Annotated in this window: 14 protein-coding genes; 6 read left to right on the plus strand and 8 right to left on the minus strand. The window is 66.3% G+C overall.

Annotated features, from left to right (window positions below; all coding sequences use genetic code 11):
- From AC1DCF_RS05305 to AC1DCF_RS05320, 4 genes are read left to right on the plus strand one after another with little or no spacing between them, the layout of a single operon-like run.
- The gene (locus tag AC1DCF_RS05305; protein ID WP_477210117.1) at nucleotides 1-996 is read left to right on the plus strand and encodes a carbohydrate ABC transporter permease; all 996 of its coding nucleotides are present in this window, start codon (nucleotides 1-3) and stop codon (nucleotides 994-996) included.
- Nucleotides 996-1,823, plus strand: a complete 828-nt coding sequence (locus AC1DCF_RS05310; protein ID WP_441790747.1) for a carbohydrate ABC transporter permease — start codon at nucleotides 996-998, stop codon at nucleotides 1,821-1,823. Before AC1DCF_RS05305 ends, AC1DCF_RS05310 begins: the two co-directional genes overlap by 1 nt.
- A gap of 2 nt (nucleotides 1,824-1,825) precedes the next feature.
- The gene (locus AC1DCF_RS05315; protein ID WP_477210118.1) at nucleotides 1,826-3,100 is read left to right on the plus strand and encodes a 6-phospho-beta-glucosidase; all 1,275 of its coding nucleotides are present in this window, start codon (nucleotides 1,826-1,828) and stop codon (nucleotides 3,098-3,100) included.
- Nucleotides 3,100-4,143, plus strand: a complete 1,044-nt coding sequence (locus AC1DCF_RS05320) for an N-acetylglucosamine kinase (RefSeq protein WP_477210119.1) — start codon at nucleotides 3,100-3,102, stop codon at nucleotides 4,141-4,143. The genes AC1DCF_RS05315 and AC1DCF_RS05320 overlap by 1 nt, the downstream gene beginning before the upstream one ends.
- Before the next feature lie 402 nt (nucleotides 4,144-4,545).
- On the opposite strand, the gene AC1DCF_RS05325 is transcribed toward AC1DCF_RS05320, so the two are convergent.
- On the minus strand, nucleotides 4,546-5,601 hold the full coding sequence (locus tag AC1DCF_RS05325) for a DUF2804 domain-containing protein (RefSeq protein ID WP_477210120.1): 1,056 nt from the start codon (nucleotides 5,599-5,601) through the stop codon (nucleotides 4,546-4,548).
- A 164-nt stretch (nucleotides 5,602-5,765) separates the two neighbouring features.
- Between AC1DCF_RS05325 and AC1DCF_RS05330 the strand changes: the two genes are divergently transcribed.
- Nucleotides 5,766-8,741: an aminotransferase gene (locus AC1DCF_RS05330; RefSeq protein ID WP_477210121.1), complete on the plus strand. Its 2,976-nt coding sequence runs from the start codon at nucleotides 5,766-5,768 to the stop codon at nucleotides 8,739-8,741.
- 47 nt (nucleotides 8,742-8,788) lie between these two features.
- Here AC1DCF_RS05330 and AC1DCF_RS05335 read toward each other — a convergent pair whose 3' ends face one another.
- The 5 genes from AC1DCF_RS05335 to AC1DCF_RS05355 form a co-directional block, all read right to left on the minus strand.
- The gene (locus AC1DCF_RS05335) at nucleotides 8,789-9,463 is read right to left on the minus strand and encodes an HAD hydrolase-like protein (protein WP_441790765.1); all 675 of its coding nucleotides are present in this window, start codon (nucleotides 9,461-9,463) and stop codon (nucleotides 8,789-8,791) included.
- A gap of 139 nt (nucleotides 9,464-9,602) precedes the next feature.
- Complete coding sequence (locus AC1DCF_RS05340; protein ID WP_477210122.1) at nucleotides 9,603-9,995, minus strand: RidA family protein; 393 nt, start codon at nucleotides 9,993-9,995, stop codon at nucleotides 9,603-9,605.
- On the minus strand, nucleotides 9,992-10,831 hold the full coding sequence (locus tag AC1DCF_RS05345; protein WP_477210123.1) for an alpha/beta fold hydrolase: 840 nt from the start codon (nucleotides 10,829-10,831) through the stop codon (nucleotides 9,992-9,994). The genes AC1DCF_RS05340 and AC1DCF_RS05345 overlap by 4 nt, the downstream gene beginning before the upstream one ends.
- A gap of 179 nt (nucleotides 10,832-11,010) precedes the next feature.
- Complete coding sequence (gene nucS, locus AC1DCF_RS05350; RefSeq protein ID WP_441789332.1) at nucleotides 11,011-11,706, minus strand: endonuclease NucS; 696 nt, start codon at nucleotides 11,704-11,706, stop codon at nucleotides 11,011-11,013.
- Between the two features lie 70 nt (nucleotides 11,707-11,776).
- Nucleotides 11,777-13,138, minus strand: coding sequence for an MFS transporter (locus AC1DCF_RS05355; RefSeq protein ID WP_477210124.1), 1,362 nt, complete (start codon nucleotides 13,136-13,138; stop codon nucleotides 11,777-11,779).
- 199 nt (nucleotides 13,139-13,337) lie between these two features.
- Here AC1DCF_RS05355 and AC1DCF_RS05360 point away from each other — a divergent pair, with 199 nt between their 5' ends.
- Nucleotides 13,338-14,399 (plus strand): LacI family DNA-binding transcriptional regulator, encoded by a 1,062-nt coding sequence (locus AC1DCF_RS05360; RefSeq protein WP_477210125.1) that lies wholly within the window; start codon nucleotides 13,338-13,340, stop codon nucleotides 14,397-14,399.
- A 118-nt stretch (nucleotides 14,400-14,517) separates the two neighbouring features.
- Here the strand turns inward: AC1DCF_RS05360 and AC1DCF_RS05365 are convergent, their stop codons facing one another.
- Both AC1DCF_RS05365 and AC1DCF_RS05370 read right to left on the minus strand, forming a co-directional pair.
- On the minus strand, nucleotides 14,518-14,829 hold the full coding sequence (locus tag AC1DCF_RS05365) for a hypothetical protein (RefSeq protein WP_477210126.1): 312 nt from the start codon (nucleotides 14,827-14,829) through the stop codon (nucleotides 14,518-14,520).
- 116 nt (nucleotides 14,830-14,945) lie between these two features.
- Entirely contained in the window at nucleotides 14,946-16,148 is a 1,203-nt protein-coding gene (locus AC1DCF_RS05370; RefSeq protein WP_477210127.1) for a serine/threonine-protein kinase, read from the minus strand.
- Nucleotides 16,149-16,384: the final 236 nt, after the last annotated feature.

Here is a 16,384-nt window from a genome sequence, read left to right on the forward strand (position 1 = left end):
ATGACCGCGACCACCGAGACCGTGCCGGGCGTTCTCGGGGTGCAGACGGTGACCGTCGTCCGCACCCCGAGGTACCGCCTGCGTCGCAAGCTGGTCACCCTCGCGCTGCTCACTCCCGCGTTGCTCGGGCTGCTGATCTTCTTCGTCTACCCGCTGGTCGCATCCGTTTACTACTCATTCACTCGCTACGATCTCGTCTCGCCGCCGGAATGGATCGGTCTGCGCAACTACGAGTACCTCTTCACCAAAGACCCGAAGGTCGTCATCTCGGCGATCAACACACTCTGGTTCGTGACGATCATGGTGCCGGTGAAAATCATCTTCGCCCTGATGATTGCCGGATTGCTGGCCAGGGCACGAAAGGCAACAGGGGTCTGGCGCACCCTGTTCTACCTGCCGGCGCTGGTTCCCCCGGTCGCATCGGTCGTCGCGTTCGTCTTTCTGTTCAACCCGGGCACAGGGCCGGTGAATCAGATACTGCGCTTCTTCGGCATTCAGGGGCCGCTCTGGTTCAACGACCCGGCATGGTCGAAGCCATCGCTTCTGTTGCTGGCCATCTGGGTGATGGGCGACATCATGATCATCTTTCTCGCTGCGCTGCTGGATGTCCCGCGCGAGCAGTATGAGGCGGCCTCGCTCGATGGGGCCAACGGTCTCCAGCAGTTGCGCTACGTGACATTTCCGAACATCACCCCGGTGCTCTTGTTCGCCCTGGTCACCGGAATCATCGCCGCGCTGCAATATTTCACTGAGGCAGCGGTCGCGTCGGGGGTGGCCTCGGGCAAGGCCGTGGTCGGTGAGGGAACCGGCAACAACCTCGGCTATCCGGGTAACTCCTTGCTGACGTACACCGAGTGGCTCTACGTGCGCGGGTTCAGTCAATATCAACTCGGCTACGCGTCGGCCCTGGCCGTGCTGCTGTTTGTCGTATCGGCCGTGATTCTGGTGCTGTTGCTGCGCCGATTCAAGGCTTTCACCCCGGAGGGAGCTGCCTGATGAAGACTCGACGCGGCCTCTACTGGGTCAGTGAGCATGCTCTGCTCATCACCCTTGCTGTGCTCTTTATCGCCCCGATCGTCTTTGTCGTGCTCACCTCGCTGATGTCGAGTGAGCAAACCCTGACCGCTTCGCTCTGGCCGAACCCGGTGCAGTGGAGCAACTACTTGAACGTCTTCACCCAGGTGCCGTTGATGCGCTGGTTCGCGAACTCGGCGCTTTACGCAACGTTGGCGACGGCATTCATGCTCGTCGCGAGCGTTCCGGCCGCGTATGCGCTGGCGAAGATCAAATTCCGGGGCTCAAACCTGCTCTTCACCGCGATCATCGTGGCCATGCTGCTCCCGCCGCAGGTGACGGCGATTCCGGTGTACGTGATGTGGTCAGGCGCCGGCCTGACCGGAACCCTGTGGCCGCTGATCCTGCCGAACCTGCTCGGAGACGCCTTTTCGATCTTCCTGCTGCGTCAGTTCTTCCTGACGATTCCGAAGGAGTACGCGGATGCCGCACGGGTCGACGGATGCTCAGAGATTCAGGTGCTCACCCGCGTGGTCATCCCGATGGCCAAGCCGGGAATCGCTGCGACGGCCATCTTCATGTTCTTCCACTCCTGGAACGACTACTTCGGGCCGCTGCTCTACACCTCTGAAAATTCGGACTGGTGGCCGGTCGCCTATGGGCTCGCATCGTTCCGAGGCATCCACGGCACCGACTGGGGTCTGACCATGGCGATGACGGTGCTCGTGATGGTGCCGGTGGTCATCATCTTCTTCTTCGCTCAGCGCGTCTTCGTCGAGGGAATCACAATGACCGGCGTGAAGGGATAACCATGAAACTCGCTGTTGTCGGTGGCGGATCCACCTACACACCCGAACTGATCGACGGCTTCGCAAGATTGTCGGAAACGCTCGCCGTTGAAGAGTTGTGGCTGATCGACACCAACCCCGATCGGCTCGCCCTCGTGGCTGGGATGTCTCAGCGCATGATTCAGGCGGCCGGTCACCCCGGTCGCATCATGGCGACGACCGACCTGGTTGCCGGTGTCTCGGATGCCGACGCCGTGCTGATTCAGTTGCGGGTCGGTGGTCAAACCGCGCGTCACGGCGATGAGACTTTTCCGCACGCCGAATGCTGCATCGGGCAGGAGACCACCGGCCCCGGTGGCTTGGCCAAAGCATTGCGCACGGTTCCGGTGGTTCTGGGCGTCGCCGAGACGGTGCGGAAGCATGCCAAGCCGGATGCCTGGATCATCGACTTCACGAACCCGGTCGGCATCGTGACACGGGCGCTGTTGAACGAGGGCCACCGCGCGGTCGGGCTCTGCAATGTGGCCATTGGCTTTCAACGCCGCTTCGCAGCGCTGCTCGGCGTGGATCACCGCTCCGTCAGCCTCGGGCATGTCGGCTTGAACCATCTCACCTGGGAGCGGGAGGTGTGGGTGGATGACCGGGCGAGAGGGCGTCGCGACGCCCTGCCCGAGCTGCTGGGCACGCACCTCGGCGAGCTTGCCGAAGAGATCGAGCTGCCACGATCCGTAATATCCCTTTTGGGGAATGTGCCGTCGTACTACCTGCGCTACTACTACGCGCACGACGAAGTGCTGCAGGAGCAGCTGGCCGGTCCGAGCCGTGCGGAGGCGGTTCATCAGGTGGAAAATGCGCTCCTTGAGATCTATGCCGATTTGAGCATGAACACCAAGCCAGCGCTCTTGGCGCAGCGCGGGGGAGCCTTCTACTCCGAGGCCGCAGTCGATCTGCTGGCGTCGCTCACCTCGAATCAGGGTGATGTTCAGGTGGTCAATCTGCGAAACGGCGGGGCACTGCCGTTCCTGCCCGACGACCATGTGATCGAAGTTCCGGCCACGGTCGGCACCAACGGGGTCACGGCCCTGCCGATCGCGCCGGTGCCGGAGGACATCCGTGGGTTGATCTCGGCGGTGGCCGGTTACGAACGGCTGGCCCTGGACGCCGCAATTCACGGGGGCCGTGACCGAACGCTGCGGGCGATGCTCGCGCATCCGCTCGTGGGGCAATTCGACAAGGCCGAGAAGTTGACCGACCTGCTGCTCGCCGGCAACGGCCAGTTTCTGGCGTGGGCACGGTGATGGCTGTGCCGGTCGGCACCACTGCCCGAAGCGGCGAGCCCGGCGATGGAATGGTGATCGCCGTCGACGGGGGCGGATCGAAGACCGACGTCTGGGCGATCCGGCTCGACGGTACCGTGCTCGCGCGAGCAACCGGTCCGGGTTCGAACCCCCAACTCCTCGGGGTTGAGCGCGTGGTGGAACTGATCGACGAGCTCGTGCAGGAAGTGACCGCTGGCCCCGCAGCGCTCCCTCTTCTGCGCACGAACATCTACTTGTCGGGGCTCGACCTTCCGGTCGAGATCGAGCAGTTTCGAGAGGTGGTGCAGCGCCGCGCGTGGGCGCGCGGCGTGACGGGCGAGCCGGTCGTCATCGACAACGACTTGCTCGCGCTGCTACGGGCCGGAACCTTGGAGTCCGATGCCGTTGCCCTCATCTGCGGGACGGGGATCAACTGCATCGGTGTGCGCTCCGACGGCGAGGTCGCGCGCTTTTTGGCGCTCGGCATGATCTCCGGTGATTGGGGCGGCGGCTGGCATCTCGGTGAGAGCGCCCTCTGGCACGCGGCACGGGCTCTGGACGGGCGGGGGCCGGCAACGGTGTTGAGCTCTCTGATTCCGGCGACGCTCGGCCGCGAATCCCTGCTCGAGGTCGTGGAGGCGTTGCATCTCGGCGCCATCCCATCGAGCGATCTCGCGCGGCTCTGCCCCAACGTCTTCAGTGCGGCTCTCGCCGGGGATGAGATTGCCGGTGCCCTGGTTGATCGGCTGGCCGAGGAGATCGTTCTGATGGTCTCGGCGGCCCTGACTCGGCTCGATCTATCTGATCGGGATATTCCGGTCGTACTCGGTGGCGGCGTGCTTGCGGCAGCCGATCGGCGCCTGATGGACGGCGTCGAAACCGGTCTGGCCGAGCGGGCGCCACTGGCGCGCGTTCGCCTGGTGACGGCGCCGCCGATCGTCGGGGCCGCAATTTTGGCCCTCGAGAGCGTCGGACGACACGAGGCCGGGCAACGACTCGCCGCAGAACACGCCGCGGCTGGAGTTATCCACAGTGGTGGATGATCTGTGGAGAACTCTGAGCCCTGTGAATTGCCGCAGATTTCGAGTGAAAATCTGGGATCTCGGCGAAAACATTCGAACTACACGGGTGTAGTTATCCACACCCATCCGGCGGGTTATCCACTGGTTAACGGGGGTTTTCGTCGTTTCACACAGCGTTCTCCACAGAGTTATCCACAGGTGGAAAGGTTGTGGGTAACTCGGTGCACAACTCGCAGTGGGCGCGGCGTCCCGGCGCGCCGGGCGTGTCGCCCTGTGGAAACGTGACGGCTCGGCCGCACGAAAGCTGGGAAACTCCCGAAGGCGGTTTCAGCGTCGCCGAACGCTGAAAATCGCACTCGACCAGCACAGACAGCGGCTGGGAGCGGCATTCGAACAGGAATGCGCGGGCCGGCAGTGCGGAATTTACCAGCGGTTCTGCACGTGCTCAGCCCAGCCGACGAGCCCGTCGACACTCACGACAATTGGTTCAACGTCGACGCCGTCCTCGGTGTGTGTGTCGGCGCCGGTGTCGGTCACGGTGACGGTGCCGGAATAGTGCCCGAAGCACTGATGGGTGTTCGAAGAAATGACGTAGGCATTGCTCGACGCGACGCGCTCGTAGAACGGAGTGAAGATCACGTTGACGCCATTGCCCCGAATAGCCCAGGGGGCGAGAAAATCGGTGGGGTCGTAGTCCCACTCGAGATCTTCACTGATTTTGTGCAGGCGCCCGTCGAGAACGATTGCGTTCTCGGTGGAGCCCGTGCCGTCGGTCCACTTTCCACCCAGCTGCAGACCGATCACGTGGCCGTTGACGACCCCGGAGCCGGCGCCCCAGTTCCAGGTCATCCGGTAGGGCCAGCGGCCGCGCCCATGATCGAGAACCCCCCAGGAGTTCGCGTCGGAAATATCGTGGGTGACGCCGTCGACGGTGATGCTGCCGCGCACCTGCAGAGCGACATCCTTCACCGTGTATTGAAACAGGCGGTACGACCAGGGCACGACAACGCCGAGCGCCTCATGCTGTGCGGGGCGCAGGGCGACGAGGTCGACGCTCACCCGGGGACTGACCGCACGGATGCTGGTGCCGCCGTCGACCTCATCGATGTCGATCGTGAGGGTCTTGGTGCGTGCCGTCGCCGGCCCACCGCGGAGCGTGCCGGGAAGCGTCACGGCCCGAGAGAGCGGAGTGATCACGGACTCCTGGATGGGCGTCAGCGTGTTGCGATCGAGAACCCAGAGCTCGTTCACCGAGGCGTAGTCGAGAGCGGAGACCGTGACGCCGATGATGTGCGTCGGGGTGACGATTCCCCAGTATTCCCAGCGCTTGTTGCGCCCCCAGCCGTAAAAGCCCCGGCCGATTCGGTCGGTGTTGTGCCACAGGTGGCGCGACCAACCGATGGCGTGTTTGTTCAGCCGGCCCCCCGGCACGGTGAGGTCGACGGGTGCAATGATTTCGTGTTCGGGCACGGAGGACATCCCTTTACCCTATGCGGGGAGGGGGTACTCGGCCGGGAGGCTGCCCCCCGTGAGGGGCGTGTGGCGCGGTCGGGCGTGCTGGCAGCGGATGCCGCCCGGAAGATAGATTCATTGCAGCCGGCGGCACCGAAGCTGTCGGCGAGTCTTCTACGAAACGAGTTGCCGTGTTCAATTTCTTCGACGGTCCGCCGCTCGTTCGCCCCGCCGCCACTCCGGCCGACGCCGTGCGAATGGCCGCGGAGCTGTTTGGGATCAGCGGCACAGCCGACGAGCTCGGGAGCCAACAGGATCGCAATTTTCGAATCGACGGGGTCGACGAATCGGGCCGCCCGAGCAGCTACCTGCTCAAAGTCGACAACCCTGCCTTCTACGAAAGCGAGCTGGCCTCCCAGGGGGCGGCCATGCAGCACCTGTCCGATCGGGGATTCCGCGTTCCGATTCCGGTGCCGGGGAAGAACGGGCAGACCCGGCAATGGTGGCCGGCTGAAGAAGGGCTGCTTCCGGTGCGGATGTTCTCGTTCTTGCCGGGTGGATCGCTGGTCGATGAGGGACACTTCGACGCGAGCGTGATCGGCGAGTTGGGCCGGATTGCCGCCGTGGTGGCCGACGGCCTGGCAGATTTCAGCGGTGACGGCCTCGATCGAGGGCTGCAATGGGATCTGCGGAACGCCGCGGCCGTCATCGACCACCTGAGCGACCGGATGTCAGACCCGGCGCGTCGGGACCTCGTGCGTCAGGTGTCCGAGCGCGCGGCAGACCGGCTGAACACGGTGGCTCAGGGGCTACGGGTGCAACCGATCCACGGCGATGTGACCGACGACAACGTGGTCTGCCGGCGTCTGGACAACGGCCGGCTGTTCCCCGACGGCGTGATCGACTTCGGTGATCTCGGATCCGGCTGGTTGGTTGCCGAGCTCGCAGTGACGATGTCGTCCGTTCTCCCTCATGTTCCGGGCAATCCCGCCGCGGTCTTCGAAGCAGTGCGTCGTTTCAACGAGGTGGTTCCGCTTCGCGACGACGAGATCTCGGCGATCTGGCCGCTGGTGGTTCTGCGCGGCGCGGTGCTCGTCGTCAGTGGCGAGGATCAGACCCGGCTTGAAGCCGGCAATACCTATGCCGAAGAGCGCATGCACGCCGAATGGCAGGTCTTCGACATCGCACAGCGCATCGGATTCGACGAAGCGGAGGTGGCGATCCGTCAGCTGCTTGGACGGGACTCCGGAGTGCCCGGCGCCGAGCTTGTGGCCGAAGCATCCATGATCGCGGCGATTGGGGCCGGCGACTTCGTCATGCTCGACTTCTCGGTGACGAGTCGGCAGCTGAACGATGGCCGATGGCTGCAGCCGGGCGTCGAGTGGGAGTTGGCGGCCGAAGCGCTGCGCGAGACCGCCGTCGCCGTCGCTCCCTATGGCCAGCACCGGTTGACTCGGAGTCGCCCGCATCGGGCCATGGAGCCCGACAGCTTTTCCGCCGTCACCGAGCTTTATCTGGGGGGATCGACGCGCATCCATGCACCCCTGTCGGCGGTGGTGATACGGGCGACCGAAGACGATCTCGTGCTGCGCATCGACGACGAGGAACTGGTGCTCACGGGCCTCACGGCGGCGGTCCCGGCCGGCACCGTGGTCACGGCCGGGCAGCTCATCGGAACGGTGAACCACCTCGACGACCAGGAGCTGGATGAGGCACGCTCGATCGGGCGCCTCATCGTGCAACGCCGCCGCCGCGGGGTGACGCCACCCCGGTTTGCGACGCCCAGCTGGAGCGAGGCGTGGCGCGTGCTGGCCCCCGATCCCGCACCGCTGCTGGGGCTCCCGCCGCTGCCGGTGATGGACGCCCCGACGCAGGAGACGGCCCGTCGCGAGCGAGTCTTCGCCGCCGCGCAGGAGCGCTATTACGAGCATCCGCCGCAGATCGAGCGCGGCTGGCAGGAGTTTCTGGTGGCGACCGACGGGCGCTGCCATCTCGATATGGTCAACAATGTCTCGGCAATCGGCCACAGCCATCCGCGGCTCAGCGCAGCCGTCTTCGACCAGATGCAGCTGCTCAACACCAACTCGCGTTTTCTCTACCGGGCCTTGGCCGATCTGAGCGAGAGGCTGGTCGAGTTGGCGCCCGACCAGTCACTCGACACGGTGCTCCTGGTCAACAGCGGCAGCGAAGCGGTAGACCTCGCGCTGCGTCTGGCCCAGATCCACACGGGTCGCCGCTCGGTCGTCGCGCTGCGCGAGGCATATCACGGGTGGACGATGGCGTCGGATGGTGTCACGACGTCGGCCTACGACAACCCGTTCGCGTTGGCGAACCGGCCCGACTGGGTCGAGGTGGTCGACGCGCCGAACCCCTATCGGGGCCGGCACCGTGGCGCTCAGGCCGGGGCGGCGTATCTCGCCGACTTCACCGAGCAGATGGATGCGCTGGCCGGCGATGGGCTGGCCGGTGACGGGCCGGGGATCGCGGCGTTCATCTGCGAGCCGATTCTCGGCAATGCCGGGGGAGTGGTGCTGCCGGAGGGCTATCTGGCCGGCGTCTACGCCGACATTCGGGCGCGCGGCGGCCTCTGCATCGCCGACGAGGTGCAGGTCGGCTACGGACGCCTCGGCGACCACTTCTGGGGAGTCCAGCAGCAGGGAGTCGTGCCCGACATCATCTCGGTCGCGAAGGCCATGGGCAACGGTTATCCGCTCGGCGCGGTGATCACCAGGCGGGAGATCGCGGAGTCGCTCGCCCGCGAAGGCAACTTCTTCTCCTCGGCGGGCGGCAGCCCGGTCAGTTCGGTCGCCGGTCTCGCCGTGCTCGACGTGATGCGCGACGAGGGGCTGCAGGAGAACGCCCGGGTGGTCGGCGAACACGTGGTGAGTCGGCTGACGGCGCTCGGCGACAAACACCCGATCATCGGTGCGGTGCACGGGCTGGGGCTCTATCTCGGGGTGGAGCTCGTGCGGGACCGGGTCACACTCGAGCCGGCCGCCGCCGAGACCGCGGCGATCTGCGAACGGATGCGTGAGCTCGGTGTCATCGTGCAGCCGACGTCGGAGCGCCAGAATGTGCTCAAGGTGAAGCCGCCGCTGTGCCTCACAATTGAGAGCGCTGACTACTTCGTGGACATGCTCGACGAGGTGCTGACGCGCGGCTGGTAGGCCCAGCCTGGCCGGGGCAAGCCAGGGCGGGGCCAGCCCCGCCGGCGCTAGCCGAGCAGCAGCTTGGCGAGCTGGTCGGTGGAATGCACGACAGCGGTCGCCGCAGCGGCCTCGGCCGGTGAGCCGTAGCCCCACTCCACCAGGATCGCCGGCACGTTGTTCGCGGCGGCGCCCTCGGCGTCATAGCTGCGATCGCCGACCATGACCGGTGCGCTCAAATCGGCGCCGGCATCCGCCAAACGCACGAGCGCTTCCTTGACGATGTCGGCCTTGGCGCTGCGCACCTCATCTTCGGAGGCGCCGACGATGACGGTGAAGTACTTCGCCAGGTCGAAGTGGTTCAGAATCTTGACGGCGTTCAACTCTGGCTTGCTGGTGGCCAGTGCGAGCGGGATTCCCGCGGCGTGGATGCGCTCCAGCAGGCCGGCGATGCCCGGGTAGATGGCGGTGTCGAGCGACGCCTCGCCCGAGTAGTGCTCGCGGTAGACGACAAGCGCCTCGTCGGCCTCGGTCGCGGTCATCCCGGCGTATTCGCGGAACGCGGCGAGCAGGGGCGGACCCACATAGGCAAGCAGCTCGGAGACGGGCGGGACTGGGCGTCCCAGAAGTTCAAAAGTGTGTGCGAGGGAGCTGGTGATGGCCGGAGCGGAATCGGTGATGGTTCCGTCGAGGTCGAAGAGGATTGCGCTCCAGGTGCGCGTTAAAGTCGGATTCACTCGCATCATCCTAGGTGGCCAGTCTGGGAAACCGCGTGATTCCGGCGCTCTCCTTCCCACCTACACCTCGCGAGTCTGCAGTTGTCGGAGGCTCAGCACGCGTGAGGCTTCGACAACGGCAGTCTCGCGGCCAGGTGACGGGTGATTAATGCGCGAGGCGGGGCACGTAGGCCCAGCACTCCACTTCGAGGTGCGCGCCGAGGGCGAGTCCCGCGGTGCCGAACGCGCTGCGCGAGGGCAGCCGCTCGACGTCGAAATACTCAAGGTAGATCGCGTTGAAGGCTTCCCACCTCGACATGTCGGCCAGCATGATCGTCGCTTTGAAGACATCCGTCATATCGGCCCCGAGCGAGCGGAGTGTCGCGGCGATGTTCTGCATGGTCTGGTGCGCCTGGGCTTCAAAGCCGTCGGCGAGCATTCCGTCGGCGCGGATACCGAGTTCGCCGGAGAGATAGAGCACGTCACCGACGCGCACGGCCTGGGAGAACGGCCGCCCCGAGCCGGACGGGAAGAACTCGATGCCCGCCGACTCGCTCATGCTGCAACCCGCTCGCTCGAACGCTTGAGAAACGCGCCGACGATCTTATTCCACGTGTCGGGATCTTCGAAGTAGGGGGAGTGGCCACGATCGGCCATCTCGATGACCTCTGACCGCGGAAGGAACGCGGCGGCCTCGCGGATGCGTTCCGGCGTCATCAGGTCGTCGAGCTCCCCGGCAATCAGAAGGGCGGGAATCTCGAGACCGGCGAGGGCGTCCGGGTCGAAGGTGTGGCCCGACAGGATGCGGAAGAACTCCGAGTCGGCCGGCCGGTGACCGAACGAGCCGAGTGCTTGATAGAGATAGGCGCGGGCCATGTCGAGGCCCTGCAGCCGGCCGCCGATGGCCGGGTGCTCGCCGAGCGGGCGGGCGGCGCGGTCCGTGGTCGCTGAGCGGGTCACCGACGGCGCCGCCGTCACCGGCGCGTCGGCCTGCGGGCCGAAGCCCACGGGGATGCCGCCGGTCGTGCAGGCCAGAACGATCGAGGCAACGCGATCGGGCGCGGCCAGAGCGGTGCCGAGCGTCACCCAGCCACCCATCGACTGACCGACGAGGTGGGCTTTCTCGACCTCGAAGTGATCCATGATCGCCAACAGGTCCGAGATCGACGACTCGGGGCCGTGCGTGCCCGCCGAGTTGGTCGAGCGGCCGAAGCCGCGGTGATCCCAGGTGATCACCCGGTAGTGCTGCGCGAAAGAGGGCAACTGCTGGTACCAGACCGCAGCATTTCCGCCCAGGCCGTGGGAGAAGATGAGGTCAGGGCCGGTGCCGGCTGATTCGCACCAGATCTGCTCGCCGTCGGCGACGCTCAGAAAGCCCTCGGTGCGTTCGATCATGCGTCCCCCTCGCGCCCACGCCACTCACGCGGTTGGCAGCCAGACTACTGGGGCCGGAGCGCCGGTGGTCGAGCTTGTCGAGACCTCGCGAGTCGATCTCGAGACTCGGTCACCGGATCTCGACAGGCTCGATCACCGAAGGCGCTCGATCACCGAGGGCGCTCGATCGCCCGGGGTCGTTAGAAGAGGCGGGTTTGCGTGTCGTCCAGGCCGCGCATGGCGTCATAGTCGAGCAACAGGCAGCGGATGCCGCGATCCTCGGCCAGCTTCCTGGCCTGCGGCTTGATCTCCTGGGCGGCGAAAACACCGGTGACCGGCGCGATGTGCGGGTCGCGGTTCATCAGCTCGAGGTAGCGGGTGAGCTGCTCGACGCCGTCGATGTCGCCGCGCCGCTTGAGTTCGACGGCGACGGACTTGCCCGAGGCATCCTGAGCCAGGATGTCGACCGGGCCGATCGCCGTCATGTACTCGCGGCGCACCAGGGTGTGGCCCTCGCCGAGCAGGTGGATGTGCTCGGCCAGGAGCTTCTGCAGCTGCGATTCGACGCCGTCCTTGATCAGGCCTGGGTCGATGCCGAGTTCGTGCGCCGAATCGTGGAGCACCTCGTAGAGGTTCACCGTGAGTTCGTCGGCGGTCTTGGCGTGGGTGACCTTCCAGATGGCGGTGATGCCGGCATCCGTCTGATCATCTTCGGGCTGAACCTCGGCCAGGGAGCAGGGCGGGCTCATCCAGTTGAGGGGCTTGTAGGAGCCGCCATCGGAGTGGATGAGCAGGCTGCCATCGGCTTTGAGCATGAGCAGGCGGGTGGCCAACGGCAGGTGCGCGTTGAGGCGCCCGGCGTAGTCGACGGAACACTGGGCTATTACGAGACGCACCCGAAGAGCTTAACCGCTTCGGATGGGAATCGCGTGCGCGGGCGGGCCCCGCACGGACTCACCGACCTCGTTACTTCTTGGCGCGCGCACCCACCCGCTCGCGCACGGCCGGCGCGGCCAGGCCGGCGAGCACCATGAGCACCAGGATCAGGTAGAGGGCGTTCAGGATGCCAACGGCTTCGCCGAGCAGTCCGATCACCGGCGGCCCGACGAGAAACGCGGTGTAGCCGATGATGGCGACGGCGCTCACACGGGCCGCGGCGTGCTTCTGGTCATCGGCCGCCGCCGACATGCCGACCGGGAAGCCGAGCGAGGCGCCGATTCCCCAGAGCACAGTGCCGACGTAGAGCATCCAGTCGGTCGGGGCGAGGATGAAGAGCAGCAGTCCGACGACGCCCATCACGGCGCAGACGCGCAGCACGAGCACGCGCCCGAAGCGATCGATCACGGGGCCGCCGATCACGCGACCGGTCGTCATTGCAACAGCGAACACCCCGAAGACCAGGGCGCCGCTCGTCTTACTCAGATCGTGGCCATCGACGGCGGCCAGGGCGATCCAGTCGTTGGCCGACCCCTCGGCAAAGGACATGCCGAGCATGACGACACCGATCAAGATGAGGCGCATGTCGGCCCAGACCGCCAGGCCCTCGCGGAGCCTCTCGCGCCAGGCCGGAGCCTTCGAGACGGCGGTCGTGTCCGTCGCATCCGTCGCGCCGGTCGTCGTGGGCACATCACCGAGTTCTGGCCGCATCGGAATGAAGCGCACCGAGACGATCGCCCCCACCATGACGAGAACGGCCATGCCGATCAGGTGCCCGGCGACGTCAACGCCGAGAGCGGATGCGCCGGCGCCGATCAGCGCGCCGACCACGGTGCCGAGGCTGAAGCAGGCGTGCATCAGAGGCATCAGGGTCTTGCCGATCTCACGTTCGACGGAGGCGGCCTCGACGTTCATCATCACGTCGACCGAGCCCATGCCGAAGCCGACCAGGGCGAGCCCGACGAAGGCGATCGGGAAGGAGGCGACCAGGCCTGCTCCCAATCCGACGGCGACGAGCCCGACCGCAGTGATCGCGAAGCTCGTGATCATGGCGCGGCGGGCGCCGAGGCGGGCGAGCATCCAGGTGGCGCAGATCAGACCGATGACCGAGCCGGCGGACAGACCGAAAATCAGGATGCCGACTTCGGCGGTGTTGAGGCCGAGGCCGTCACGTACGGCCGGAACCCGCGACACCCAACTCGCCACACAGAGCCCGCTGAGCAGGAAGACCACAAAGACGGCGTTGCGCCACCGGAGCAGGGGGCGCCGGGACAGGGCGGCGGCCGGGGAGTCGGTCGAGGCGAGGGCGCTTGCGCTCGGATCGCGGGGAGCACCGTCGTTGGTCGACCTCGACGAGGCGGCGTTGCCGGGGGCGGGGGTGGACTGCGACATGATGAGATTCCTGAGCTGTGGAGCGAGCGGGGCGTCGTGCGAGTGATCGAACCGAAGCGAGACGATCGACGTCTGGCCGCGGGGTGGACATCCATTCACGGCACGTGGCCGGCACGTGACAGAATAAATTGTCGAATCGATTCGATCGAATCGATTCGACTAAGCTATCGCGAAACGCGTACCACTCGCAAGGACTCCTATGCCCTCTGACTCATCCGCCCGGCCGACTCTGGCCGCCGTCGCCCGGCTGGCCGGTGTGTCGTCGTCGACGGCATCGCTCGCGTTCAGCGGCTCCGGCCCGGTTTCCGACGCGACCAAGGCCCGCGTGCTGGCCGCCGCCGCCGAGCTGGACTATGCCGGTCCTGACCCGCGTGCCCAGTCGCTGCGCCGCGGCCGCTCCGGAATCGTCGGGGTCGTGCTCGAGGAACGGGTGCGCGCCGCCTTTCTCGATCCGGTGAAGATTCAGATGCTCGATGGCCTCTCCGAGGGAATCGCTCCGCTCGGCGCCGGCCTCCTCCTACTGACCGACACGGGCGACGGCGCCGTCAGCGTCGGAAGTGCGCCGGTCGACGCCGTGGCGCTGATCGGCTGCAGCCCGCGGCTCGCACACACCGTCGACGTGTTGCGCCAACGCGGAATCCCGATGGTGGCCATTGAGGGCGATGCCGGTGACGATGTGATCCTGATCTCAATCGACAACGAGGATGCCACCCGCCGCGGGGCCGAACATCTCTACGCACTCGGACACCGCGCTGTCTCGCTGGTGACCCTGCCACTCGACCCCGATCGCAGCCGCGGTCCTTTGACACCGGAGCGCGAGGCCGCGAGCACGTCGGCAACGACGAGCGAACGTATCGCAGGCGCCCGGGCCGTGTTCCCAGAAATCGGCGGAGTGACCGCCGCGGCGAGCGATGTCGAAGAAGGCCGGCTCGCCGGGCTGGCGCTGCTCGGCGACCGGCACACCCGCCCGACCGCCGTAATCGCGCAGAGCGATCTGCTGGCCGCCGGTGTGATCCGGGCGGCCGAAGAGCTCGGCCTGCGTGTTCCTCAGGATGTCAGCGTGCTCGGCTTCGACGGCGTGCGGGTCGATGGCCTCGCGCCCTACGATCTGACGACGCTCGTGCAGCCCTCAGCGGCCAAGGGGCGTGCCGCCGGTGAGGCCCTCGTGCAGATGTTGGCCGGCGGGCATCCGCAGGACACCTGCTTCAGCAGTGTCTTCCATGCCGGTAACACCACGGCGCCGCCGCCCGCGGGGGATTGAGACAGTCTCTTGACTTGGTTCGCGCAGAGCCTCACCGAGAACGACGCAGCTGCGTTACACGGTGCATCTGCGGTAAGCGTGGACTCTCCAGACCGGCACCGCCACCAGAGGGTGGACGCTATTTGTTCTTGCCGTTGCCTTTGCTGCCCTTGTCGCCTTTGTTCCCTTTGTTTCCCTTGTCTTCGCGAGTCGCGGGTTCCGGTTCGGGCGCAGTGGTCGCTGGCACGGCGGTCTCGGGCGTGGTGAGTTCGTTCAGGTCGGCGCGCACCTGGTCGACCGCCTGCTGGATGGCGGCGGCTCGTTCGGTGGAGATGTCGCCCGTGGCGGTTGCTTGATCCAGTTGGCTCTGCAGGGAGTCGAGGGTGGCGAGTGCGCCGGTGGGGTCGCTGGCTGCCGCCTGGTTCGCTGCGGCCAGGACGGTCGACTGCATGAGTACGCTGGTGCCGGAAGTGATCTCCGGCGGGCTCCCGGTGCATCCTCCGAGACCGAGACCGAGACCGAGACCGAGCGCAAGCGCCGTCGCCGTCGCGGCGAATCGTGCGCGCGTCAGGGGGTGACTTCTTCCATCAGGTCCTGCATGTGGGTGTAGACGGGGCCTTCCAGCGTTGGCAAGGCGGGAGCGCCAGCGGGTGTTGGCTCTCCGAACGACGAGATCAGCAGCCCGACGACGACGGCGACCACGACGAGAGCGACGACCGCGGCGATCACCTGCCACCGGCGTATCCGTGAGCGCGGTCTGGAGCCATCGGGAGCAGCGGGGGCCGAGTCGTCGGCTGGTTTCTCGAACCGGATCGTCGGCTGGGTCAGGTCGCTCTCTGGCATCTTTAACGTGCGGGTGGGCGCCGCCTCGGCTGAAATGGGAACCGTGATGCCCGCCGTGGCGGGCGGCGTGCTGGTCATCTCGGGAGCGTCATGTGGCGTCGGGTCGTTCAGACGCGTGGCGGCGACGACGACCTCAAGAGCGGTGGGTCGTTGTGCGGGGTCCCTGGAGGTTGTCGCGGTCAACAGTGTTTTCCACGCATACCCGAGGGTGCCGGGGATGTCCGGGTCGCGGCTCAGCCGGGCGAGAGCGGCCTCGTGGATGCCCGTCTGCGGAAACGCGCGTGTGCCGGTGAGCGCTTCGACCAGAATCAGCCCGAGGGCGTAGATATCTGAGGCGGGCGCCGGCTCCTCACCCTGCACCTGCTCCGGGCTCAGGTACGCCGCGGTCCCGACAAGGGTTCCCGGGGTTGTCAGGCGCGTGGAGTCGATCAGGTAGGCGATCCCGAAGTCAGCGAGCTTCGCCCGGTATACCTCTCCGGGAACGGGTGAGCGGCGAAGCAGCACGTTGGAGGGTTTGATGTCGCGGTGCACGACGCCGGCATCGTGCACGACATGCAGCGCCTCCGCGAGATCTCGTGCCATCGCCGCGACGTCCTCGGGTGCCAGCGGCCCGTCCGAGATCCGCTCGCGGAGCGTGGGACCTTCGACATACTCCATCACGAGATAGTTCACCCGCCCCGCCCCCGTCTGCGCTTCGAAGAGGGTCACCAACGACGGATGGTTCAGTGCAGCAAGAAGTCGGGTCTCCGACGTGGTCCGTGCGGCATCCATGGCGGATTCGCGGAAGATCTTCACCGCGACCGTACGGCCCAGGGTCTCGTCGCGGGCACGGTAGACGACGCCCATCCCCCCTTCTCCGATGCGGGAGTCGAGGAGGTAGCGGCCATCGAGGAGATCGCCGGTCGTCGGCGAGTTCTCAGGCGCCATTCCAGAGATCGTCACGACATTCAGACCGTCGCTGCGAAGGCCGCGGTCGCTCCGATTGAACGGAGCGCGATAGCTGTTCCGAATCCCAAGATGTCCTCTCCGGGGGCGAACGACTCACCTCCGTCGGACACACGCGGATGAAAATCGGTTGATGATCAGTGCCCGGACGTGCCCGTCTGCATTCATGTCTATCATCATTGAGTCCGTCGGGATTCGAGCAGTGATGCGCGCGCGGA

The sequence above is a fragment of the Leifsonia sp. 10L418 genome (assembly GCF_056395445.1).

What these genes read in the sequence shown, in the direction of transcription:
- AC1DCF_RS05305 (WP_477210117.1), top strand. Translation starts at nt 1, where the DNA reads ATGACCGCGACCACCGAGACCGTGCCGGGCGTTCTCGGGGTGCAGACG.
- AC1DCF_RS05310 (WP_441790747.1), top strand. Translation starts at nt 996, where the DNA reads ATGAAGACTCGACGCGGCCTCTACTGGGTCAGTGAGCATGCTCTGCTC.
- AC1DCF_RS05315 (WP_477210118.1), top strand. Translation starts at nt 1,826, where the DNA reads ATGAAACTCGCTGTTGTCGGTGGCGGATCCACCTACACACCCGAACTG.
- AC1DCF_RS05320 (WP_477210119.1), top strand. Translation starts at nt 3,100, where the DNA reads ATGGCTGTGCCGGTCGGCACCACTGCCCGAAGCGGCGAGCCCGGCGAT.
- AC1DCF_RS05325 (WP_477210120.1), bottom strand. Translation starts at nt 5,601, where the DNA reads ATGTCCTCCGTGCCCGAACACGAAATCATTGCACCCGTCGACCTCACC.
- AC1DCF_RS05335 (WP_441790765.1), bottom strand. Translation starts at nt 9,463, where the DNA reads ATGCGAGTGAATCCGACTTTAACGCGCACCTGGAGCGCAATCCTCTTC.
- AC1DCF_RS05340 (WP_477210122.1), bottom strand. Translation starts at nt 9,995, where the DNA reads ATGAGCGAGTCGGCGGGCATCGAGTTCTTCCCGTCCGGCTCGGGGCGG.
- AC1DCF_RS05345 (WP_477210123.1), bottom strand. Translation starts at nt 10,831, where the DNA reads ATGATCGAACGCACCGAGGGCTTTCTGAGCGTCGCCGACGGCGAGCAG.
- AC1DCF_RS05355 (WP_477210124.1), bottom strand. Translation starts at nt 13,138, where the DNA reads ATGTCGCAGTCCACCCCCGCCCCCGGCAACGCCGCCTCGTCGAGGTCG.
- AC1DCF_RS05360 (WP_477210125.1), top strand. Translation starts at nt 13,338, where the DNA reads ATGCCCTCTGACTCATCCGCCCGGCCGACTCTGGCCGCCGTCGCCCGG.
- AC1DCF_RS05365 (WP_477210126.1), bottom strand. Translation starts at nt 14,829, where the DNA reads ATGCAGTCGACCGTCCTGGCCGCAGCGAACCAGGCGGCAGCCAGCGAC.
- AC1DCF_RS05370 (WP_477210127.1), bottom strand. Translation starts at nt 16,148, where the DNA reads ATGGCGCCTGAGAACTCGCCGACGACCGGCGATCTCCTCGATGGCCGC.